The 20,637-nt window shown below is 65.8% G+C and carries 20 protein-coding genes and 1 tRNA gene; 8 read left to right on the top strand and 13 right to left on the bottom strand.

Going from position 1 to position 20,637, the window contains the following annotated elements:
• Positions 1 to 43: 43 nt before the first annotated feature.
• On the top strand, positions 44 to 274 hold the full coding sequence (locus tag LZ586_RS05110; protein WP_235078591.1) for a hypothetical protein: 231 nt from the start codon (positions 44 to 46) through the stop codon (positions 272 to 274).
• A 7-nt stretch (positions 275 to 281) separates the two neighbouring features.
• On the opposite strand, the gene LZ586_RS05105 is transcribed toward LZ586_RS05110, so the two are convergent.
• The 4 genes from LZ586_RS05105 to LZ586_RS05090 all read right to left on the bottom strand — a co-directional run bounded on the left by LZ586_RS05105 (position 282) and on the right by LZ586_RS05090 (position 3,734).
• Positions 282 to 1,013, bottom strand: a complete 732-nt coding sequence (locus tag LZ586_RS05105) for a metallophosphoesterase family protein (protein ID WP_235078590.1) — start codon at positions 1,011 to 1,013, stop codon at positions 282 to 284.
• Positions 997 to 1,785 (bottom strand): nucleotidyltransferase family protein, encoded by a 789-nt coding sequence (locus tag LZ586_RS05100; RefSeq protein WP_235078589.1) that lies wholly within the window; start codon positions 1,783 to 1,785, stop codon positions 997 to 999. Before LZ586_RS05100 ends, LZ586_RS05105 begins: the two co-directional genes overlap by 17 nt.
• A 112-nt stretch (positions 1,786 to 1,897) precedes the next feature.
• Positions 1,898 to 2,230 (bottom strand): hypothetical protein, encoded by a 333-nt coding sequence (locus LZ586_RS05095; protein WP_235078588.1) that lies wholly within the window; start codon positions 2,228 to 2,230, stop codon positions 1,898 to 1,900.
• A gap of 13 nt (positions 2,231 to 2,243) precedes the next feature.
• The gene (locus LZ586_RS05090; protein ID WP_235078587.1) at positions 2,244 to 3,734 is read right to left on the bottom strand and encodes a L,D-transpeptidase family protein; all 1,491 of its coding nucleotides are present in this window, start codon (positions 3,732 to 3,734) and stop codon (positions 2,244 to 2,246) included.
• Between the two features lie 205 nt (positions 3,735 to 3,939).
• Here LZ586_RS05090 and LZ586_RS05085 point away from each other — a divergent pair, with 205 nt between their 5' ends.
• The 3 genes from LZ586_RS05085 (at position 3,940) to LZ586_RS05075 (ending at position 8,098) form a co-directional block, all read left to right on the top strand.
• Entirely contained in the window at positions 3,940 to 5,286 is a 1,347-nt protein-coding gene (locus tag LZ586_RS05085; protein ID WP_235078586.1) for an MFS transporter, read from the top strand.
• A complete protein-coding gene (locus tag LZ586_RS05080) occupies positions 5,283 to 6,746 on the top strand; it encodes a carboxylesterase/lipase family protein (protein ID WP_235078585.1) in 1,464 nt (487 codons plus the stop codon). The genes LZ586_RS05085 and LZ586_RS05080 overlap by 4 nt, the downstream gene beginning before the upstream one ends.
• Before the next feature lie 326 nt (positions 6,747 to 7,072).
• Positions 7,073 to 8,098 carry an oxidoreductase gene (locus tag LZ586_RS05075; RefSeq protein WP_235078584.1) on the top strand — a complete coding sequence of 342 codons (1,026 nt, stop codon included), beginning with the start codon at positions 7,073 to 7,075 and terminating at the stop codon, positions 8,096 to 8,098.
• Between the two features lie 4 nt (positions 8,099 to 8,102).
• On the opposite strand, the gene LZ586_RS05070 is transcribed toward LZ586_RS05075, so the two are convergent.
• Positions 8,103 to 9,875, bottom strand: coding sequence for a putative bifunctional diguanylate cyclase/phosphodiesterase (locus LZ586_RS05070; protein ID WP_235078583.1), 1,773 nt, complete (start codon positions 9,873 to 9,875; stop codon positions 8,103 to 8,105).
• Positions 9,876 to 10,180: 305 nt separating this feature from the next.
• Between LZ586_RS05070 and LZ586_RS05065 the strand changes: the two genes are divergently transcribed.
• Positions 10,181 to 11,782 (top strand): response regulator, encoded by a 1,602-nt coding sequence (locus LZ586_RS05065; RefSeq protein WP_235078582.1) that lies wholly within the window; start codon positions 10,181 to 10,183, stop codon positions 11,780 to 11,782.
• A 52-nt stretch (positions 11,783 to 11,834) separates the two neighbouring features.
• On the opposite strand, the gene LZ586_RS05060 is transcribed toward LZ586_RS05065, so the two are convergent.
• The 3 genes from LZ586_RS05060 to LZ586_RS05050 all read right to left on the bottom strand — a co-directional run bounded on the left by LZ586_RS05060 (position 11,835) and on the right by LZ586_RS05050 (position 15,261).
• Positions 11,835 to 13,898 (bottom strand): NAD(+) synthase, encoded by a 2,064-nt coding sequence (locus LZ586_RS05060; RefSeq protein WP_235078581.1) that lies wholly within the window; start codon positions 13,896 to 13,898, stop codon positions 11,835 to 11,837.
• Positions 13,895 to 14,401: a CinA family protein gene (locus LZ586_RS05055; RefSeq protein WP_235078580.1), complete on the bottom strand. Its 507-nt coding sequence runs from the start codon at positions 14,399 to 14,401 to the stop codon at positions 13,895 to 13,897. Before LZ586_RS05055 ends, LZ586_RS05060 begins: the two co-directional genes overlap by 4 nt.
• Before the next feature lie 158 nt (positions 14,402 to 14,559).
• The gene (locus LZ586_RS05050; RefSeq protein ID WP_235078579.1) at positions 14,560 to 15,261 is read right to left on the bottom strand and encodes a murein L,D-transpeptidase catalytic domain family protein; all 702 of its coding nucleotides are present in this window, start codon (positions 15,259 to 15,261) and stop codon (positions 14,560 to 14,562) included.
• Between the two features lie 256 nt (positions 15,262 to 15,517).
• Between LZ586_RS05050 and LZ586_RS05045 the strand changes: the two genes are divergently transcribed.
• Positions 15,518 to 16,198 (top strand): L,D-transpeptidase family protein, encoded by a 681-nt coding sequence (locus tag LZ586_RS05045; RefSeq protein ID WP_235078578.1) that lies wholly within the window; start codon positions 15,518 to 15,520, stop codon positions 16,196 to 16,198.
• Positions 16,199 to 16,547: 349 nt separating this feature from the next.
• Here the strand turns inward: LZ586_RS05045 and LZ586_RS05040 are convergent.
• Positions 16,548 to 16,624, bottom strand: a tRNA-Arg gene (locus tag LZ586_RS05040).
• 58 nt (positions 16,625 to 16,682) lie between these two features.
• Here LZ586_RS05040 and LZ586_RS05035 point away from each other — a divergent pair.
• On the top strand, positions 16,683 to 17,429 hold the full coding sequence (locus tag LZ586_RS05035; RefSeq protein ID WP_235078577.1) for a queuosine precursor transporter: 747 nt from the start codon (positions 16,683 to 16,685) through the stop codon (positions 17,427 to 17,429).
• A gap of 99 nt (positions 17,430 to 17,528) precedes the next feature.
• On the opposite strand, the gene purQ is transcribed toward LZ586_RS05035, so the two are convergent.
• The 4 genes from purQ to LZ586_RS05015 all read right to left on the bottom strand — a co-directional run bounded on the left by purQ (position 17,529) and on the right by LZ586_RS05015 (position 19,627).
• The gene (gene purQ / locus LZ586_RS05030; protein WP_235078576.1) at positions 17,529 to 18,194 is read right to left on the bottom strand and encodes a phosphoribosylformylglycinamidine synthase subunit PurQ; all 666 of its coding nucleotides are present in this window, start codon (positions 18,192 to 18,194) and stop codon (positions 17,529 to 17,531) included.
• Positions 18,191 to 18,421 carry a phosphoribosylformylglycinamidine synthase subunit PurS gene (purS, locus tag LZ586_RS05025; protein WP_235078575.1) on the bottom strand — a complete coding sequence of 77 codons (231 nt, stop codon included), beginning with the start codon at positions 18,419 to 18,421 and terminating at the stop codon, positions 18,191 to 18,193. Before purS ends, purQ begins: the two co-directional genes overlap by 4 nt.
• A 61-nt stretch (positions 18,422 to 18,482) precedes the next feature.
• Positions 18,483 to 19,262 (bottom strand): phosphoribosylaminoimidazolesuccinocarboxamide synthase, encoded by a 780-nt coding sequence (purC, locus tag LZ586_RS05020; protein ID WP_235078574.1) that lies wholly within the window; start codon positions 19,260 to 19,262, stop codon positions 18,483 to 18,485.
• Positions 19,263 to 19,474: 212 nt separating this feature from the next.
• Complete coding sequence (locus tag LZ586_RS05015) at positions 19,475 to 19,627, bottom strand: hypothetical protein (RefSeq protein WP_235078573.1); 153 nt, start codon at positions 19,625 to 19,627, stop codon at positions 19,475 to 19,477.
• Positions 19,628 to 19,730: 103 nt separating this feature from the next.
• Between LZ586_RS05015 and gcvA the strand changes: the two genes are divergently transcribed.
• A complete protein-coding gene (gene gcvA / locus LZ586_RS05010) occupies positions 19,731 to 20,627 on the top strand; it encodes a transcriptional regulator GcvA (RefSeq protein ID WP_235078572.1) in 897 nt (298 codons plus the stop codon).
• Positions 20,628 to 20,637 lie beyond the last annotated feature (10 nt).

Here is a 20,637-nt window from a genome sequence, read left to right as displayed (position 1 = left end):
TGCGAACGTTGCGGGGCGCGCCCGCGCACCCTAGGTGCGGGCCATGACTGCTAGCGACCTTCAGGACCTGCTGACTGCAACCTTGCTACGGCACTATGGCGGCAGCCGGAGGCGCTGGAAGACAGTGCTCGGTCCCGTTCGCGTCTATGATCCCGCGACTCACGCCCACTGCAACTGGTCGGCGGCGCCATCGGGCAGTGTCGCCGAAGTAGCCGCGATCGAAGCCTTGCTCGACCGGGTACGCGGCGAACATCCGATCGTGAGCGAAGGCTGAATCCGGTTCAGACCTCGAACACGGCGTAGGGACGGCCAAGCACCTCCGACACTACGAATTGCGCGACGTTGTACACCGGGATGCCGCGGCGGGTGCGTCCTTCATAGGTGCCGCGATGCGCGTGGCCATGGACGACGAGCTTCACATTGTCGAACCGGTCGACCGCATCGGCCAGGCGTGAAGAGCCGAGAAAAGGGTGGATCTCGGGCGGCTCGCCTTGAACGGTGTCGACGATCGGGGCGTAATGCAGCACGGCGACGGTGCGGTCGGTCCGCAGCGAGCGCAAGCCGTTCTCGAGCTTGCGGGCTTCGTTGAGCGACTCTTCGACGAAGGTTTTGACGGCGGTTTCACCGAACGCGCCGAGTTCGCCCCGGCCGAAGCCGCCGAGAAAGCCTTTCACGCCGGCGAAGCCGACACCCTTGATCACCACCGCCTGCTCGTCGAGCATCGTGACGCCGGCCTGGGTGAGGATGCGGTTCACTTCTTCGGGCTGACCGCATTCATAGTCGTGGTTGCCGAGCACCGCGACGGAAGGAATGGTGCAGGCGCGAAGATCCTCGGCAAGGCTTTCGACCTCCGCTGTCTTGCCGAAATTGGTGAGGTCGCCGCACAGCGCCACGACATCTGCCTTCTCAGAAATTTCTGCGAATAGTTCGCGATAGCGCTGTTCAGACTGTTCCGTCACGTGCAGGTCGCCGATTGCGGCGAGACGGATCGGCGCCTCAGAAGTGTCGCTCATGCTTCTCCTCCAGTCCCTTGCCGACAACGTCGGCGAAGCCCCAGCTGCTGATGTCGACGACATAGTCGCGCGGCGACAAAAGCCTGCCGCGACAAACCTTTACGTTTGCCGGGGGCAGTTCGGCCTGGGCCTGGACTCGCTCGATCAGGAGGTCGAACAGCCAGCGCGGAACGCAGTCGCGTTCGGTTGGATAGATGAAGCGGAAGTTGAGAATGTGCATCAATAGCACTTCCCAGTAGAGCTCCATCGCCGACAACAGCCGGTGCCAATCGATCTCGTCATGCTTCTTTAGGATCACGTGCGCGACGTCGGCACCGTCGTAGCGATAGCGGTCCTGAATGAACATTTTGGACAGGATGAACTCGGTGGGCGGCGTGATGCGGACGCAGCTGCCATAGACCTCAGCTTCGTAGGTTTCGGCGAACCACGCGTCGGTCACCGGAATCGAAGCCGACGAGATGTTGTAGATCACGTCGAAGAAGTTCTCGCCCTGCCAGACCTTGCCGATCCAGCGGTCGTCCTCGATCGTGATGGTGTAGCCCGCTTCCTTGAAGTGGGCGAGCAGGCGCGGCGCGTCTCCGGCCTTGCAGAACACGTCGATGTCCTTGGTGGGACGGATCACGCCGGTGTGGCAAGTCAGCGCGTAGGTGCCCGACAGGAGGTAGGGAATGTCCCACTGGTTCAGCAGCTTGAGGCTGTCGGAGTAAAATTCGACCGCGTCTTCAGGCGGTTCGAAGACCGAGGGATCGAGGGTGTCTGGCAGGTCCGACATGAGGCTCGCTATCTGGCGCGGCAGAGTGCCGCGTGGGACCAGATAACGGTATGAGCCGGATAGGGGTTCCCGGCCGGCGGCTTCCGAAGAGGCAGTCGGCCGGGGAGGCCGGTTACTCTGCGGGCTGGTTCTCGTTGCCACCCTCGTCGCGCGAGACGCGCGCGGTCATGCCGGTCGCGTCGGCGTCGTCGCGGGTCTGCTGGTCGTCGGACAGCACGGGTGCGGCGTCCGGCTGCGCCTCGGTATTGGCATTGTCGATGCGCGGCGCTGCGGGCGCCTCGGCCGGGATTTCGGAGAGATTCTCCGGCTCCGGCACCGTCAGGTTGTCGGTCGTCATCTCGGTGTTGGTGGTGGTCTCGTCCGAGGTCCGCTCGCCGCCGCCACAGGCGGCGAGCAAAAGGCCGGTGGCGAGGGCGGCGATAAGCGCGATGCGGTTGGTTTTCATCCGGTTTCCCCTGTTAGCGTGAAGCGACGGCGGTGACCGCCGAGCGATTCTCGATCTTCGATGCCAGCGTCTTGTCCCAGCTATACGGATCGGCGCGGAAGTTCATCTGGCCGTTGCCGCTGGCGAATGCAGTCCAATAGAGCAGGTACACCGAGACCTGATCCTGCGGCTGCAACTGGACGCGCTGGGTCTTGGCGGTCGCCAACGCGGCGTTGATCTGCTCGGGCTGCCAATTCTGATCGTTGCGGAACAGGAGCTCGGCCAACTCGCCCGGCTTTTCCAGGCGAACGCAGCCATGGCTTTCCAAACGGCTGAAGCCTGAGAAGGCCGCCTGCGCCGGCGTGTCGTGCAGGTACACGGCATAGGGGTTCTGGAAGTCGAACTTATAGCGGCCCAGCGCACTTTGCGGGCCGGGCTGCTGCTGGAGGCGGCGGCCGGCGCCGGTGCCGATCACCTTGTAATTGTGGGCGGCGAGATAGCCTGCTCCCTTGGGGAACAATTCCTTCGCGGCGATGCCGGCGGGCACGTTCCAGGGCGGATTGAGCACGACCGAGTGGATGCGCGACTGAAGCATCGGCGTTTCGTTGCCGGGGCGGCCGGTGACTGCCTTCATCGAGGCGATCGCCTGATCGCCCTCGAACACCGTCAGCACGGCGGCGGCGATGTTCACCTGGATGCGCTTGGCGGGCATTTCGGCAGGCAGCCAGCGCCAGCGTTCCATGTTCGCCATGATCTGGCGCACGCGGTCGCCAGCGGGCACGTTGAGCGCGCCCAGGGTACCGGTCGATACGGTGCCGGTGGGGCGCAGGCCGTAGCGGCGCTGGGCGCGGATCACGGCATCCTTCAGCGCGGCGTCGAAGGTCGCGCCGGTGGCCGCGACCTGGCTATCCTCGACGGCGAGGCGCTGGCGTAGCGCGGCGACGCGGGCACCTGTCGAACCGACCGAAAGGTCTGGGCCGGCGGGCAGCGTAGCCCAGCCGCCATTTGCTTCGATCGCGCGGTATTTCGCCAAGCCCTTTTGCAGGCCATCATACCCGGCATAAGGCGGCGGAAGCGTGCGGATCCAGGCGCTGATGCGATCCCGCTTCACTGCGTCGGCGAAGCCCGGCAGCGGGTCATAGGCGGCGGGACGCAGCCCCCAATCCTGCTGGAAGTCGCTTTCATCCAGGCGCCCCGAATGAACGGCGCGGGCATAGTCCAGCGCGGCGCGGACCAGCGCGTCGCTGCTCTGCGGGCGGGGTGTGGCGGCACCGTCGTGACGTAGCCCCTGTTCGTAACCGGCATCGGCCAGAAGCTGCGCGAGTTCGCTGCTCTGCTTTGCCGACAGCGTGGGAAGCGGCGTGGGCGCGGGTAGCTGCTGCACCAGCGGCGCCTGCACGCCTGGCGCGGGCGCAGGTGCCTGCTGCGCGAGCAGCGGCCCGGCCGCCAGGCCCAAGAGCCCGGCAGCTGCGGCGCCGCGGTAAAGAACGGAAATGAAGTGGTTACGCTTGCTTACTGGGTACATTCCCGCGCGGTTCCTGTTGCTAACCCGGCCGAAGTCACGCCCACATAGGCGACCATGCCCGCAGTTGCGAGCGGTGAATGCACCCAAGCGGCGCTTGACAAGGCATGTGGCACTGAAGGACGTGTCGAACCGCCGACGATGCTGGCTCGGACCAGCACGCGCGCACGGCAGAACCGGCGTGAATCTTCGGTTGGGAGAGACATTCTTGGCAACGGCACCTTCCACGCGGGCGGGCCCCGGCACGCAGACCACCCTGGCATTCGCCGCGGTAACCACCTTGTTTTTCGCCTGGGGGTTCATCACGTCGCTGGTCGATCCCCTCGTCGCGTCGGTGAAGGGGGTCTTCACCCTGACCAACCTTCAGGCGCAGGCGAGCGCGTCCGCGTTCTTTTTCGCCTATTTCGTGATGTCCTTCCCGGCGGCCGCACTCGTGGGCCGGCTGAAGGCAGTGCCGTCGATCCTGGTGGCGCTGTGCACGATGGTCGTCGGGTGTCTGGTCATGCTGGTGGCGGCCAACAGCGCCAATTACTGGCTGGTGCTGCTCGGCTTGTTCGTGCTGGCCAGCGGGATCACGGTATTGCAGGTCGCGGCGAACCCGCTCGCCGCCGCACTGGGGGACCCGCGCTACAGCCATTTGCGGCTGACGCTGAGCCAGACCTTCAATTCGTTCGGCACGTTCCTGGGGCCGTTGCTGGGTGCGCACCTGTTCCTGGAAGGGCTGGAGGTGAAGGGGGGCACCGTCGTCACCGAGGCGGTGCGCGACCAGGCGCTTGCCGGGATCGACAGCGCCTATTTCTGGATCTGCGGTCTGATCGCCGCGCTGGCGGTGTTCTTCTTCCTGAGCAGGCGCGTGGTGTCCGAGGCGGCGCCAGCGCCCGCGGCTACCGCCGGGCTGTTCTCGGCCTTCTCTTCGAAATGGGCGCTGTTCGGCGGGCTGGCGATCTTTCTCTACGTCGGCGCCGAGGTCGCGATCGGCACGCAGATGGCGCTGTTCCTCAACGACAACGGAGTCTGGGGTCAGTCCGACGCGCCGTTCGGGGTGCCGCTGCTCGGCTATCTGATGGGCAGTGACGGCGTGCCGGGCGTGTCGCTTCAGGAGGCAGGCAAGGCCGTCGCGCTATATTGGGGTGGGGCGATGATCGGGCGGGCGATCGGATCGGTTCTGCTGGCGCGGGCCCGTGCTTCGGTTCTGCTGGCGGTCTTCACTGCGATCGCCGCGGCGATGTGCTTCTATGTCTTCGCGGTGGGAGGAGTGTCGGCAGGGTTCGTCGCGCTCGCGATCGGGCTGTTCAACTCGATCATGTTCCCTGTGATCTTCACGTTGACGCTCGAGCGCTCAACCGCGAGCCAGGAATCGACGTCGGGCCTGCTGTGCACGGCGATCGTCGGAGGCGCGGTGCTGCCGCTGCTGGTCGGCAAGGTCGCGGATCTGCATGGCTATGCTTTCGCGCTGATCGTCCCGGCACTTTGCTACGTCGTGCTCTGTGGATTCGCGGTCGCGGCGGGGCGGGCGCAGGCATCGCGCAGCGAAGGTGTGGCGTCGATCCATTGAGCATTGCCGCGCTGCTCGCACTTGCGCTCCAGGCTGGTTCGCCGCAGCCGGCAGTGGTGCCGGTGACCGGCGGCCGCGTGGAAGGATCGCCGGCGGCGGGGGCCGGGGCATTGCTGTTCCGCGGCATCCCGTACGCCGCGCCGCCGCTGGCGGACCTTCGCTGGCGACCGCCGCAGCCGGTAAGGCCGTGGCCGGGCATCCGACCGGATCAGGCCGATGCTCCAGCGTGCCTGCAGAACGACAGCGGCTGGAACCGCGCGGACTATCTGCGATCGGCGGAAGATTGCCTGACGCTGGACGTGCGAACGCCCGGGCTGGCCGGCAAACGGCCGGTGATGGTGTGGATCCATGGCGGATCAAACCGGGCGGGATCGGCGCGCGGCACCGTGCAATCGCGGATCACCGACCGCGGCGTGGTGCTGGTGGCCGTGCAGTATCGGCTCGGCATCTTCGGCTTCCTGCCGCATCGCGGGGCGGCAGCCGAAGCAAAGGGGCATGCCGGCAATTACGGGCTGATGGATCAGGCCGCCGCGCTGCGCTGGGTACAGCAGAACATCGCGAAGTTCGGCGGCGATCCGGCGAATGTCACGATCTTCGGCGAATCCGCAGGTTCGCAGGATGTGTCACTGCAACTGGCTGCCCCGGGATCACGAGCGCTGTTCGCGAAGGCGATCCTTCAGAGCGGCACGCCCGGGTTCGGCATGCCGCCGAGGCCGCTGGCGGAGGGGTTGGCGATCGGGGATCAGGCGGACGCGCTGCTGCATACCGGTGGTTCGATCGCCGCGTTACGGCGGCGGTCGGTGTCGGCGCTGCTGGACGCCGACCTGAAGCTGAGCGACCCGAAGATCGTCACCAATGGCTTTGTGTGGTTGCGCACCACGATTGATGGCGCGTTCCTGCCGCGCTCGCCGCGCGAGCTGTTGGAAACCGCCCCGGCCCGGCCGGTCATCGTCGGCAGCAACCGGGCTGAGTTCGGCACCGGGGCGGTGGCGTGGGACACGGCGCTCCCCGCGCGTTTCGGGCGCGGTGCGGCCAAGGCGCGCGCTTTTTACCGTATCGGCGATGCGGGCAGGGAAGACGATCCGCGCCTCGGCCCGGTCGAACTTGAATATGGCACCGATTGGATCTTCCGGTGCCCCGCCGGGCGGGTTGCCGAACTGCTGGCGGGGCGCGGCGCGACGGTGTGGCGGTATGAGTTCGATCTGGCGCAGGACGGCGGGCGAACCTCGCATGCCGCGGAAATCCCGTACGTCATGAACGACCTCGGCTTCGGAACTGGCGCATCGCTGCAGCCATACTGGGTGAACTTCGCCAACACCGGCGATCCCAACGGAGCCGGGCTGCCGGCCTGGCCGCGGTTCACTCCCGCCGAACAGCGCCACGTGCTGTTCGATGCGCGGGGCGTCACGCCGGGCGCGAAGCTGCGGGCGCCGATCTGCTCGATGCTCGAGGAACTATGACCGATCGATCTGCCGGGAATTGCTCAGCACCGGGCTCCTGTTGCCGTTCGCGGCCCGTGCCCAGGAGGCGGAGATCCGGGACCAGAAGTGGACCGGATGCTTCGTGAGGACTGGCTCGGCCTGGGCCGCTATGCGGAGGAGAACCGCAGGCTGCTCGCCTCGGATGCCAGACCTTCATGACTATTGGTCCTTCCTTCTGACGCAGTGGGGCATCTGAATACACGCGCATCTCTCCCGTTCAGCCGGTCCCGGCCTCAGCGAGACCCTGACCTGACATATGAGGAGCGCACGCCTATAGGTGTGCGCTGACTGATGGAGGGAAAGGGATGATCCGCGCGGGGCTTATCGGGTTCGGCCTAGGGGGCACTGCCTTTCACGCGCCGCTGATCGACGCGGTGGAGGGACTTACGCTCGCCGCAATCGCGTCGTCGCGGACCGAGGCAGTGCGCGCGTCCTATCCCGAAGCGAAAGTCATGCACCCCGAAGCGCTGTTGAGCGATCCGGACATCGACCTGGTCGTGATTTCTACGCCTAATGCTACGCATTATCAGCTCGCGCGTGCTGCGTTGGAAAACGGAAAGCATGTGGTGATCGACAAGCCTTTCGCGACGAGCGTCGCGGAAGCGCAATCGATCGCTGACCTTGCCAGCGCGAAGGGCCGGCTCGCCATCGCGTTCCACAATCGACGGTGGGACAGCGACTTCCTGACCGTGCGCAAGCTGCTGGATGGCGGACGGCTGGGCGAAGTGCTGTTGTACGAGGCGCATTGGGATCGCCTTCGGCCCGGCCTGTCGCAGCGGTGGAAGGAGGTGCCGGAGGCGGGCGGGGGGCAATTGCTCGACCTCGGACCGCATCTGGTCGACCAGGCGCTGCTGCTGTTCGGCACGCCTGATGCAGTGACCGGGGACCTGGCGGCACAACGCCCACACGGCGCGGTCGACGACTATTTCTCCATCACCCTGCACTATGGCGAACGGCGCGTCGTGCTTGCATCCTCGCGGATGGTCGCGGCACCGCGCCCGCGGTTCGGGCTGCATGGGTCTCTGGGCAGTTTCGTGAAATTCGGCCTCGATCCACAAGAAGCCGCGATGCGTGCCGGGCGCCGCATCGACGATCCGAGGCACGGCATCGAAGAGCCGGCGGATCACGGCGTGCTGACGCTTGCCGACGGTTGCCGAGAGACGATCGTGTCCGAGCGAGGGGACTATCGGCGCTTCTATGAAGGCGTGGTGGCGGCGATTACGAACGGGGCGGCGCCGCCGGTGGCGCCGTCAGACGCTATTCTGGGGCTACGCATCATCGAACTCGCGCGCAGAAGCGCTGCGGAGGGCCGCCGCCTGGCGCTCGGTTGAAGAGTCAGGCGGCTTCCAACTGCGCGCCGCCGTCCAACGCCGTGTACCATTCGGTGAACGCCGCCGGGGCCATCGGACGGGCGAACAGGAACCCCTGGCCCTCGTCGCAGCCCATCTGCGTCAGCGCGTCGCGAATGTCGGCGCCCTCGACGCCTTCGGCCACGACTCTGTAACCGAGACCTTGCGCGAGCGAGATCATGGCGGCGACGAGCGAGCGCTCGCGTGGGCTGCTGATCATGTCCTGCACGAACGACCGGTCGATCTTCAGCACGTGCGCGGGAAGGCGTTGGAGATATGCAAGGCTGCTATAGCCGGTGCCGAAGTCGTCGATGGCGATCCGGACGCCGGCGTCGCTGAGCAGGGTGATCTGCGTCAGCGCCTTCCCGACATTCTCCATCATCGCGCTTTCGGTGACTTCCAGTTCAAGCGCCGCCGGCGGAATCCGGTACTTCATCAAGTGCAGTTGCACCCGCGCGGCAAAGTCCGCTTGCTGAAGATTGTTGGCCGATATGTTGATCGCGAGCTGGATCTCCAACCCGGCCGCACGCCAGGTGCGAAGCTGATTCAGGCCGGTGTTGAGCACCCAGGCGGTGGTGGCACCCGACAAGGAGGTCTGCTCGATGATCGGCATGAACTCGGCGGGCGAGATCGGACCCAGGACCGGGTGGTTCCAGCGGAGCAGCGCTTCAACGCCGACACAGGCGCCCGAGCGAAGATCCAGGCGTGGCTGATACTCGAGCGCGAGTTCAGAGGGTGAATCCAGCGCTGCGCCAAAATCGTTGAGCAGCCTGAACCGGCGCCGATGCGTTTCGTCCATGTTGGGCGAGTAGACGCAGATCGACGCTGCAGACTGGCGTGCGTCCTGGGCGGCGCTATGGGCGCGGCGGAGTACCGAAGCCGGACTTGCGCGGCCAACGACCAGCGGCGCGACTCCGATCGTAGTGGTCATCACAAATCGAGCCCGGGACGACGATCGGAAATAGTCGAGCATCATCGCCAGCCGCTCGACATAAAGCGTCTCGTCGGTGCCAGGCTCGGCCAGGAAAGCAAATTGAGTCGCCGCGACATGATAGGCGGTGCGGTGAGGCCCAAGCGCATTGGCGATGGTCCGCGCGGTCTCACGTACGATATCGTCGAAAAAGCCGGCGCCCATGGCGCGCATGCCGCTGCTGAGCTGGTCGTTGCGGGCCAGATCGACCAGCACCGCAAGGCGCTGCTGCCCGGGATGATCGCGGCCGAGATCGGCAAGGTCCTCCAGGAACTGGTTGCGATTCGGCAAGCCGCTCAGCGGATCGATCCGGCCGAATGCATGCTGCATCTCGATCTGGTCCATGACCATGCTGGCCAGATCCTTGAGCGCCTTGATCTCTGCGTCGGTGGTTTCGCGCGGCTCCGTACCCAGCACGCAAAGCGCTCCGAGGCTGTGGCCTTCGCGGGTGGTGAGCGGTGCGCCGGCGTAGTATCGGATGCCCTGTCCAGCCAACACGCTTTCACGGTAGCACGGGCTCTCGTGCAGGTCGGGGACCAGCAAAAATCGGTCCGACAGAGTAACTTCGGCGCATGGAGCGGCGTCACGCGGGATCGACCAATGCTCCACGCCCACTCGCGACTTGAACCATTGGCGGTTGTGGTCGGTCAGCGAAATCGCCGCGATGGGAAGCCCGAATATCTGGCTTGCCATACGGGTGATGCGATCGAAGCTCTCGCTCGGCGGCGTGTCCAACAGGTTCAGCCTGTGAAGCGCGTCGAGGCGGACATCTTCATTGTTAAGCGACATGAAATACCTTCCCCCTCAACCCAGCTAAATAGTTTAGGAAGAGTGACCAAAGACTGAAGATGTTCGCGGCGCATCGCGTCGAGTGAGACTTGCGGTTCTTTGCTTCCTGCCGTGATCGGCGTAGCGCCAGCGCATGAAGTTCAATCCATCTTCAAGGAGGCGCGCAGATCGCTCGCTTGACCTGCACCGACCCTTAGGAAAAAAGTTGCATTTGCGACGACCCCGGGCGAACCCTTAGTTCGCGATCGGGTAGGAATGCGTAGAAAGTGTTCCAAGGCGCGAGCTTCCGTGCCTAGGACTTTACGATGAGTGGTTTTTTGGCAGCAGGTTCGGCCATGGAGGATGTGGCGGCAAGCGCGGCGGGAGAGCCGGCGCTGACATGGGCCGCACTGGCCGCCGATGCCGTGACGGGCCTGTGCTTCCTGGCGATGCTGGGCGCGCTGTTCGCCCTGAGTCGCCGTCGCAGCGACTTGCCGCTTGGATGGCCCTTTTGGTGTATCGCCAAGTTCCTGATGGCTAGTGGGCTCATGCACCTCGTCGCGGCCTGGTCGCCATGGCGTCCGATGCCCATGCTGGAAACGGCATTTCAGATCATCGCTGCGTCTTTCGGAGTGGCTACTGCCGTTACGCTGTGGGCGCTGCTGCCGCGTGCGCTTGCCCTGCCGCGCCCGGGTGCGCTTGCCGAAGCGCAGGCGCAACTCGCTGCGGTCGGCACGGAGCGCGACGCGGCGCTGGCGCAGCTTCGCAGCGAGACCGAGCAGCGCCGCACGGTCGAGGTCGCCTTGTTGCGGGCGAAGAAGCTGGAAGCTGCCGGGCAGCTGACGGGCGGCATCGCCCACGACTTCAACAATCTTCTCCAGGCGATCGCCGGCAATTTGGAGCTCATCGCGCGCAAAGCCGACGATCCCGATCGGGTGGTGCGCTGGAGCGCCAGCGCGCTGGACGCGGTCGAGCGGGGGCGGGCGGTCACCGGGCAGCTGCTCGCTTTTTCGCGGCGGCAGCAATCCGTTGCCGCGCCGGTGCGGCTGGTCGAACTGATCGGCGGCGTCCGCGAACTCGCGGAGCGCGCCGTCGCGCCGCTCTCCCAGGTCATCGTGGAGCCGATCGATTCGAACTGGAACGTGCAGGTCGACGCGCTGCAGCTGGAGCTGGCCATCCTCAACCTGGCGTTCAACGCTCGGGAGGCGATGCCCGATGGCGGCGTCCTCACGCTCTTTGCCGAGCGTGCCTCGGGCACCGTGCCTGCGAGCCTGACCTTCGGCGACTATATCGCCCTCCATTTGACCGACACCGGCAAGGGCATGGACGAGGAGGCCATTGCCCGCGCGCTCGAGCCTTTCCCGTCGCAGCATGATGACGGCAGCCGCGGCGGCATGAGCCTGTCGATGGCCAGCGAAGTGCTTCGCCGCATGGGCGGCGCGATCGCCGTCCGCTCGAGTGAAGGCGAGGGTACCCGCGTGACGCTATACCTGCCGGTCGCCAAGAACGAGCCGCCGCGGGCCGCGATCGACGATCAGTTCAGCGACACCCGAGTGGATCTCAGCGGGATCACGATCGCGCTTGTCGATGACGACGCGCAGGTGCGCGCTACGCTGGCTGAAACGCTGGCCTCTGCCGGAGCGCGCGTCGTCGAGGCGGGAAGCGGGGCAGAAGGCGTGGTCCTGGTCCGCAACGAGAACCCCGATATCCTGGTGGTCGACTTCGCGATGCCCGGCATGAGCGGCGCCGAAGTGGCTGGCCAAGTGCGCGAACGCCGCGTCGACTTGCCGGTGCTGGTGGCCACCGGTTTCGCCGACGCGCCGAGCCTGGATCGGGTGCGCGGCGCACCCCCCGGACTGCTGCGCAAACCCTTCGATTCGAACGAGCTGCTGCGGCGGGTGAGCGAACTGCTCGGGCGGCATTTCTAGGCGCAGCCTGGCGGAGGTCAGCCCTCAGCCAGAAGCCATGGCCCGGACGCGATCAGTTCCTCGTCACCGGCACGTTGCGGCGGAGTTCTTCGATCCAGGCGGTGGCGACGCTGTCCGACGGCGCGCGCCAATCTCCGCGCGGGCTGAGCGCGCCGCCCGGGGAGACCTTCGGCCCATTGGGCAATGCCGACCGCTTGAACTGGCTGATTTGGAAGAACCGAAACAGGAAGGTCTCGAGCCACTTGGTGATGGTCTCCAGGTCATAGGCGTTGCGCGCCGCTTCCGGAAAGTTGACCGGCCACCTGCCGGCATCGCGGTCGCGCCAGGCATGCCAGGCCAGGAAGGCGATCTTCGACGGGCGCAATCCGTGGCGCACGACATAGTGCAGGAAGAAGTCGTGCAGCTCGTACGGACCGATGCGATCCTGCGTGCTCTGCATGTTACCCTCCGCGTCGGCAGGCACCAGTTCGGGAGAGATCTCGGTGTCGAGGATCGACAGCAGCGTGGTGGCCGCCTCCCCTGAGAACTGCCCGCTGTTGACCGTCCAGTGGATCAGATACTGGATCAGCGTCTTGGGCACGCCCGAATTGACGGTGTAGTGGCTCATCTGATCGCCTACGCCGTAGGTGCACCAGCCCAGCGCAAGCTCGGACAGGTCGCCGGTGCCGACCACGAAGCCCTCGCGCTGGTTGGCGAGGCGGAAGAGATAGTCGGTGCGCAGGCCCGCCTGCACATTCTCGAAGGTGACGTCATAGACCGGCTCTCCTCCCGCGAAGGGATGCCCCATGTCCTGGAGCATCTGGCGTGCGGCCGGGCGAATGTCGATCTCTTCGCCCGTGACGCCCAGCGCGCGCATCAGCGCCCAGGCGTTGGCCTTGGTCGAGTCTCCGGTCGCGAACCCGGGCATGGTGAAGCCCAATATGTCCGAGCGCGGGCGGCCCAGCCGATCCATCGCCTTGCACGCGACGATCAGCGCGTGTGTCGAGTCGAGACCGCCCGAAACGCCGATCACGAGATGCTTCGACCCTGTCGCTTCCAGCCGCTTGCGCAGACCTTCGACCTGGATGTTGAACGCTTCGTAGCAGTCCTCCTCCAGCCGCGCGGGGGTGTTGGGCACGAAGGGAAAACGGCGCATCTCGCGCATCAGCCCCCGGTCGCTCAGATCCGGGGCGTGATCGAACTTGATACGCCGGAAGCGGGTTTCCGGATGGCCGAGCGCGCGGGCGCTGTCGTTGAAAGTGCCATTGCGCATGCGGTCGTGGCGCAGCCGCTCAAGGTCGATATCGGCGCAGACCAGGCCGGTCGTGATCTCGAACCGCTCCGAGGCGGCGAGTTGTTCGCCGACCTCATAGATGATGCCTTGCCCGTCCCAGGCCAGGTCGGTGGTGCTCTCGCCAGGGCCCGACGCGGAATAGACATAGGCGGACAGCGTACGCGCCGATTGCGAGCCGCAAAGAAGTTCGCGCTCGCGTCCCTTGCCGATCACGATGTTGGATGCCGACAGGTTGCACAGCACCAGTGCGCCGGCGAGGGCGCCTTCGGTCGAGGGTGGCGTCGGGGCCCAATAATCCTCGCAAATCTCCACGTGGAAGATGAAGTCGTCCACGTCGGACGCCGCGAAGATCAGGTTGGTGCCGAACGGAACCACCTGCCCGGCGACTTCGATTTCGAGATCGGTCAGTCCCTGTCCAGACGCGAACCAGCGCTTCTCATAATATTCACGGTAGTTCGGAAGAAACTGCTTGGGCACCACGCCCAGGATGCGGCCGCGGGCGATGGCGAGCGCGCAATTGTACAGGCGGCCGTTGCGGCGCAACGCGGCACCGACGAGCAACACCGGCTTCAGCGTCCGGCTCGCCTCGAGCAGTTCGGCAATGCCTGCTTCGCTGGCGTCGAGGATGGCGTCCTGGAGGTGCAGGTCGTCGATCGCGTAGCTGGTGATGTTGAGCTCGGGATAGACGAGCAGATCCGCGCCCTGGGCGTCCCCCTCCTGCGCCAGAGCGATTGCCGAGCGCGCGTTTGCTAACGGATCGGCGACGCGCACCGCTGGAGTACACACGCCGACGCGGATCATCCCCTGGTGGTGAAGCGCGTAGAAGGGGTGTGTCTCGTTCATGCCAGTGCCTCTCCAAGCATCTTCAGGGCAATCCGCAGGCACTCGATCCGAACCGGGCCGCGGCCGATGTCGCCAAAGTGCATCTCGCAATGCGCCGTCGCCCCGCCCTTGCGGGCGCACCCGAAGTGCACGAGTCCCGGCTCGTCGCCTGGGGCGCCAGGACCTGCGAAGCCAGTGACGGAGAGCGCGATGTCGGCGCGGCTCGCCTCGAGCGCGCCTTCCGCCATGGCGCGGGCAACCGGCTCGCTCACGGCATTCTCGCGTTCGATCAGGTCGAGCGGGATGCCGAGTAGTTCGGACTTGGCATCGTTGGTGTAGACGACGAAGCCGCGTTCGAACGCATGGCTCGCACCCTCCACATCGGTCAGGAGCGACGCGAGCAAACCGCCGGTGCAGCTCTCGGCCGTGGCGAGGGTGAGGTGCTGTTCGCAAGCGCGCTCGAGCAACTTGCGGGCGCCCTCTTCGACTTCGGCAGGAAGCAGGGGCGACAGCGTCTCGGTCATGTGAGAATCCCTAGTACCGGTTTCGGTACGCTGCCAACCCCGCGCGTGGCGCTTTGATCCGGGGCGAAGCAGCGAAGAACGCGATAAAGGGCTGAATTGCTGGGCTAATCTGGCCGCGCAAGCGTAGCGATGTGCCGATGGCGCACGGCTGACGAAGGTTACACCTTAGCGGAGTAGATCATCCGGCCAGGCCCCAGGCGCTCGAACACCTTGGCCAATTCGCGTTCGCCGACGGCGAAGCAGCCCTGGCTGCGGCCCAGCTTGCCGTGCTGCGCGATCATGTCCGCGTTGGAATACCAGGCCGAATGGACGACGATGGCACGCTCATACGCATTGTTGTTGGTGGCATCGAGGCCCAGCAGCCGCTGCGAGTCGCCGTGCTTGCCGACATAATAGTCCGCCGTCAGGAACGCGCCTTCGCAGCTCGCTTCCGAATTGGGCTCGTTCGAAAAACGCTGGAGAAGGCCCGTGTGACTGGGATCCGAGCCGATGCCGTGCGCGACCAGGAAGCTTTCGCACTCGCCGGTGCCGAGATGGACCAGATGCAGCCGGGGGCGGTACGATGGCTGCGAGAAATCGGCGATGGCGATGCGGTCGTGCGTCGGGATCCGGCCGGCATGCTGGTCGAGCGCCGCGATGGCGCGCTTGAACAGTTCAGGGCGGATATTGGCCGGTGCCTTCGGGCCGAGCTTGGCCACCTCGACGGGTACCGGACGGACAGGAACGGGGATGGGGCGCGGCGCGGCCGCCATCTTCGCCGCAGGTGCGACACAGGAGGAAACCGCCAGGCCCCCCGCAGCGGCAAGCGCCGAGCGGATAAGCGTGCGGCGCGACTGCACCGTGTCGAATATCTCTGTCACTATGTCGTTGCCCGCTTCTGCTAACCCATCCGCTCTATACCAGAGCAGATCTTAAAGATGGGCATCGCAGGGGCGCTCTGCACAGCGATTCGGCGCGTCGCGGCCTCGGTTCGCCGTTCTTGCACGTCCAAATTGCCAAGTGGTTCCCGCCACTTGGATCGATCGATCACAACGACTCGGCATGGACCCTAATCCGGATTAACTGTGTTGTGGGGCTGCCGGGCGGGCGCCGCCGGCCAAGTTCAAGGAGGTTCGAGTGCTCACATCGCGCATGTTCGCTGCCGCAATGCTGGCCATTGCCCCGATCGCGACAACCGCACCCGCAAGCGCGAACGGCGTACCGGATCAGGCAGCCGAGCCGACAGCGTTGAAGCTGAGGCCCGGGCAATTTCGATGGTTCGAGACGCTCGAGCCGATATCGGCGACCGGCAATGGCGCGCCTGCCGTCGCGATGGTCGTCAGCTTGGCGGAGCAGCGTGCCTATGTGTTTCGCGGCGACAAGCTAGTCGGCGTCACCACGGTGTCGACAGGCAAGCCCGGGCATGAGACGCCCGCCGGCGAATTCACGATCCTGGAGAAGAAGGCGTTTCACCGCTCCAATCTCTACAGCGATGCGCCCATGCCGTTCATGCAGCGGCTGACCTGGGACGGCATCGCGCTGCACGCGGGAGATCTTCCGGGCAGGCCGGCTTCGCATGGCTGCATCCGCCTTCCCACTGCCTTCGCACGGCAGTTGTTCGAACTGACGGCGATGGGCGGCACCGTCAGTGTGGTCGAGGACACGTTCGGCGACCCCGGTCTGTACGCGCCGATCCCGGTGCTTACCGCGCAAACCGGCGGTCTTGGCGGCAGCGCCTATGACGTGCTGACGCTCTCGGGGGACCCTCCGGCATCCAGCCAGCCGGCATCCTGGGTCGTCGGTGCCCAGAACGATTGAAACCACTGATACCCAGGTTCGTTAGGAAGCGTCATGAGCAAGCAACCTCCTGTTCCGACTGGAAACCAGTCGCCGTACCCCCTCCAAGAATCGCCCCATGAGCATAGCGAAGGCGAAGCAGTCACTGCCGCGCGTGAAGCGGCCGAGGCAAGGCGCCGCCGGGCGTCCTCGTCCCGCCAGCTCGGCATCGGGGCAGCCGTCGGCGTGGGTTCGGCCGCAGTGGTCGCAGGGCTGCTATACTGGCGCGGCAATCGCAGAGACAAGAAATAGGCTGCGTGCCCCGCAAAGAAGCGGTCGCCTGAAGCGGGGGCAATCCCCGCTGGCACCCGGCTTCAGACCCGCTGACTGCTGGCGCGCCCGGCTGGATTCGAACCAGCGGCCCCAAGCTTAGAAGGCTCGTGCTCTATCCAACTGAGCTACGGGCGCGCGCAGCGGTGCACTAGCGCGGATTGCGTTGCGGCGGAACCAGTATCATACCGATGGCATGACCCAGCAGGCAGCGCAGCTGGCCCCGATCGCGGCACGCGACCTCGCCAGTCGCCAGTTCCGCTACTACGACTTCGTGATGGCGGCCTTCGTCGCGATCCTCCTGCTGTCCAACGTGCTGGGCGCCGGCAAAGTCGCGCTGCTGTGGTTGCCGGGCATCGGCTATTGGCCGTTCGGCGCCGGCATCCTGTTCTTCCCGGTCTCCTATGTCATCGGCGACGTGCTGACCGAGGTATATGGCTATGCCCGCGCCCGGCGGGTGATCTGGGCGGGCACGGCGGCGGTCTTGTTCATGGCCTTCATGTCATGGGTGGTCGTGGCGCTTCCGCCAGCACCCGACTGGCAGAACCAGGCCGCGTACCAGACCATCTTCGGGCAGGTGCCGCGCATCGTTCTTGCCTCGGTCTGCGCCTTCTGGGCCGGCGAGTTCGTCAACTCGTACGTGCTCGCGCGCATGAAGCTGTTGACCAACGGCCGCATGTTGTGGGCGCGCACGATCGGCTCGACGGTGGTGGGAGAGGGGATCGACAGCCTGATCTTCTACCCGTTGGCGTTCCTCGGCGCGGCGGGGTGGACCAGCCAATTGGTGTTGACGGTGTTGTTGACGCAGTGGGCGCTGAAAGTTGCGTGGGAGGTCGTGCTGACGCCCGTCACCTACGCAGTGATCGGCTTCCTGAAACGGCGTGAAGGCGTCGACGTCTATGACCGCGGAACCCAGTTCACGCCGTTCGCGGCCCGCATCTGATCCGGGTATTAATGCGCGGGTTCTGCTCGCCGACCGGCAAGCAAGAGCACGTCGCGGGTAGCTGTGCCGGGCCGAGCCGTGCAGGCCGATCGCGCCGGCTCAGGCGACGGCGTGCAGCAGCCCCTCGAACAGTCGGCGGCCGTCGGTTCCGCCATGCGCGGCTTCGGTGCGGCGCTCCGGGTGCGGCATCATGCCGAGCACGTTGCCGCTCTTGTTGAGCAGCCCGGCGATGTTGCGGGCCGAGCCGTTGACGTTCTCGCCATATCGGAACGCCACCCGGCCTTCACCCTCCAGCCGGTCGAGCGTGTCCGCGTCGGCGAAGTAGTTGCCGTCATGATGCGCGACCGGAACGGTGATCGACTCGCCCGAGCGATAGCCGGAGGTGAAGATCGACTGCGTGTTGTCCACGGTCAGCGCGACATCGCGGCAGACGAAGTCGAGCCTGGCATTGCGCATCAGCGCTCCGGGGAGCAGCCCGGTTTCCGTCAGGATCTGGAAGCCGTTGCACACGCCGATCACCGGCACGCCCTTTTCGGCGGCTTCGATCACCGAACGCACCACCGGCGACCGCGCGGCGATCGCGCCGCAGCGCAGATAGTCGCCATAGGAGAAGCCGCCCGGGACCGCGATCAGGTCGACATCCGCGGGCAAGTCGCTGTCACCGTGCCACACCATCTGCGGCTTGGTTCCGGTGACATCCTGCAGCGCGGTGGCGATGTCGCGGTCGCAATTGGAGCCCGGAAAGACGATGACCGCGGACTTCACAGCCGCTCGATCCGGTAATTCTCGATAACCGTGTTGGCGAGCAGCTTGCGGCACATCTCGTCGACCGCCGCGTCGCTCGTCGTGTCGGCCACGTCCAGCTCGAACAGCTTGCCGGCGCGGACATCGTCCACCCCGTCGAAGCCGAGGCCGGAAAGGGCGTGCTGGATGGCCTTGCCCTGGGGGTCGAGCACGCCGTTCTTGAGCGTGACGAAGATGCGCAGTTTCATGGCCGAGCCCTATGCCGCCGCGGACCCTTTCCCGCAACCCAAATAGCGGCTCGGCGGCGGCTTACTTGCCGCGAAGCTTGCGGTGGCTTTCCAGGTCGAGGACCGCGGAATCGGGACCCTCCGGGAACAGACCCAGCCGGCGTGCCACTTCCTGATAGGCTTCGACCTCGCCGCCCAGATCGCGGCGGAAGCGGTCCTTGTCCAGCTTCTCGCCGGACTGGACATCCCACAGGCGGCAACCATCGGGGCTGATTTCGTCGGCCAGGATGATGCGCCCGAAATCATTGTCCCAGATCCGCCCGAACTCCAGCTTGAAGTCGACCAGGCGGATGCCGACCCCGGCGAACAGGCCCGACAGGAAGTCGTTCACGCGGATGGCCATGTCGGCCATGTCGTGCAGCTCTTCCTGGCTGGCCCAGCCAAAGGCGAGGATATGCTCGTCGGTGACCATCGGGTCGCCGAGCGCGTCGTCCTTGAAATAATATTCGACGATCGTGCGCGGCAGCGCAGTGCCTTCCTCGATGCCCAGCCGCTTGGCGAGCGAGCCGGCGACGACGTTGCGCACCACCACTTCGATCGGCACGATCTCGACCTGGCGGATCAGCTGCTCGCGCATGTTGAGGCGGCGGATGAAATGCGTGGGGATGCCGATCCCGGCGAGCAGCGTGAACACATGCTCGGAGATGCGGTTGTTGAGTACGCCCTTGCCGTTGATCGTGCCCTTTTTCTGGGCGTTGAAGGCGGTCGCGTCGTCCTTGAAATACTGGATCAGCGTGCCCGGCTCGGGACCCTCGTACAGGATCTTGGCCTTGCCCTCGTAGATTTGCCGGCGGCGTGCCATGGCGGCTCTTACCTCTGAAAAGCGTGACCCCGGCGGCGCGGAGGGACCGCGCGGCAGCCGGGGCTGTTGGAAGGCCGGGCCTATACTGGAACCGTCACGGCCGTGCAATCACGCTTGCGGCACCTGCGGACTGGCGTGTCTCGTCGCGGGCGCGGCTCCACCCTGGAGAACGCAACCCGCTGTTCCACCGCAGCACTGCCGGCAGAGGATGCTCAATCCTCCCGTACGCGCTCCCACGGCGCATCATATTCGATCGCCTGCAAGCGTTTGAAGGCATAGGCCAGCTTGTCGAAGAAGTTGGTGAGCGAGCGAACGAGGTGGTGGCGGTTTTCGGCCCAGGCTTGGCTTTCAAAGTCTCCGTGCATGATGAAGCTCCTTTGTTGCCCCGAGTCTTGATCTGGCATTTGGCCGCCGCAGCTTCCAACAAATCGCTGGCGTCTAGAAACAAGCAGGGCTTATCCTTCAGGCATGCGCCGTATCCCGCCTCTGGCTGCCGTCCGAGTCTTCGAGGCTGCGGCGCGGCACGGCAATTTCACGCGGGCGGCCGACGAACTCGGCATGACGCAGGCGGCGGTCAGCTATCAGGTCAAGCTGCTGGAGGAGCGGCTGGGCGTGCCCCTGTTTCGTCGCGAGGGCCGCAAGATGGTGCTCACCGAGGCCGGCGCCCGCGCGGCGCCGCAGGTTTCGCATGCCTTCGATACGCTGAACGCCGCGTTCGCACGCGTGCGGGCAGAGGAGGAGGGGGTGCTCGTCATCTCCACGTCGAACACCTTCGCCAACACCTGGCTCGCCTGGCGGCTGGGCAGCTTTCAGATGGCGCATCCGCAAATGGGGGTTCGGCTGAATACCAGCGATGCCGTGGTCGATCTGGAGGGCGGCGACGCCGATTGTGCGATCCGTTCTGGCCGGGGAAATTGGCCGGGGCTCACGGCCGACCTGCTGCTGACCATCGACTTCACGCCAATGGTCAGCCCCGAATTCCTGGAGCGCCGCGGACCGTTTACGCCCGCCGACATCCCGCATTTGCCGGTGATCAGCCCGCACGATCCCTGGTGGCCGGTCTGGCTACGCGAGGCGGGGGTCGAAGTCGCCGAGGGGCCGGCGCGACCCGGTGTCCGACTCGATTCGCAGGCGCTGGAGGGCAATGCCGCGATCGCGGGTCAGGGCATTGCGATGCTGACGCCCTTCTTCTGGCGGCGTGACCTGGCCGAGGGCCGGCTGGTGCGCCCGTTCGCCCAGGTCACCACCCGCGGCTTCGGCTATTGGTTCGTCGCACCCGAGGGGCGGCGCAACGTCCACAAGATCAAGCGCTTTCGCGAATGGCTGCTCGACGAGATCAAGCGCGAGCGGCCCCAGCCGGTATGATGCGGACGCT

It is taken from the genome of Sphingomonas sp. S2-65 (assembly GCF_021513175.1).
Lineage (GTDB): Bacteria > Pseudomonadota > Alphaproteobacteria > Sphingomonadales > Sphingomonadaceae > Sphingomonas.
Note: the sequence above shows the minus strand (reverse complement) of the source record. Positions and strands in the feature narration are given on the sequence as shown.

Excerpts from the sequence above, each read along its gene's own strand:
- LZ586_RS05110 (WP_235078591.1), top strand. The coding sequence starts at position 44 with ATGACTGCTAGCGACCTTCAGGACCTGCTGACTGCAACCTTGCTACGG.
- LZ586_RS05105 (WP_235078590.1), bottom strand. The coding sequence starts at position 1,013 with ATGAGCGACACTTCTGAGGCGCCGATCCGTCTCGCCGCAATCGGCGAC.
- LZ586_RS05100 (WP_235078589.1), bottom strand. The coding sequence starts at position 1,785 with ATGTCGGACCTGCCAGACACCCTCGATCCCTCGGTCTTCGAACCGCCT.
- LZ586_RS05095 (WP_235078588.1), bottom strand. The coding sequence starts at position 2,230 with ATGAAAACCAACCGCATCGCGCTTATCGCCGCCCTCGCCACCGGCCTT.
- LZ586_RS05090 (WP_235078587.1), bottom strand. The coding sequence starts at position 3,734 with ATGTACCCAGTAAGCAAGCGTAACCACTTCATTTCCGTTCTTTACCGC.
- LZ586_RS05075 (WP_235078584.1), top strand. The coding sequence starts at position 7,073 with ATGATCCGCGCGGGGCTTATCGGGTTCGGCCTAGGGGGCACTGCCTTT.
- LZ586_RS05070 (WP_235078583.1), bottom strand. The coding sequence starts at position 9,875 with ATGTCGCTTAACAATGAAGATGTCCGCCTCGACGCGCTTCACAGGCTG.
- LZ586_RS05065 (WP_235078582.1), top strand. The coding sequence starts at position 10,181 with ATGAGTGGTTTTTTGGCAGCAGGTTCGGCCATGGAGGATGTGGCGGCA.
- LZ586_RS05060 (WP_235078581.1), bottom strand. The coding sequence starts at position 13,898 with ATGAACGAGACACACCCCTTCTACGCGCTTCACCACCAGGGGATGATC.
- LZ586_RS05055 (WP_235078580.1), bottom strand. The coding sequence starts at position 14,401 with ATGACCGAGACGCTGTCGCCCCTGCTTCCTGCCGAAGTCGAAGAGGGC.
- LZ586_RS05035 (WP_235078577.1), top strand. The coding sequence starts at position 16,683 with ATGACCCAGCAGGCAGCGCAGCTGGCCCCGATCGCGGCACGCGACCTC.
- purS (WP_235078575.1), bottom strand. The coding sequence starts at position 18,421 with ATGAAACTGCGCATCTTCGTCACGCTCAAGAACGGCGTGCTCGACCCC.
- purC (WP_235078574.1), bottom strand. The coding sequence starts at position 19,262 with ATGGCACGCCGCCGGCAAATCTACGAGGGCAAGGCCAAGATCCTGTAC.
- LZ586_RS05015 (WP_235078573.1), bottom strand. The coding sequence starts at position 19,627 with ATGCACGGAGACTTTGAAAGCCAAGCCTGGGCCGAAAACCGCCACCAC.
- gcvA (WP_235078572.1), top strand. The coding sequence starts at position 19,731 with ATGCGCCGTATCCCGCCTCTGGCTGCCGTCCGAGTCTTCGAGGCTGCG.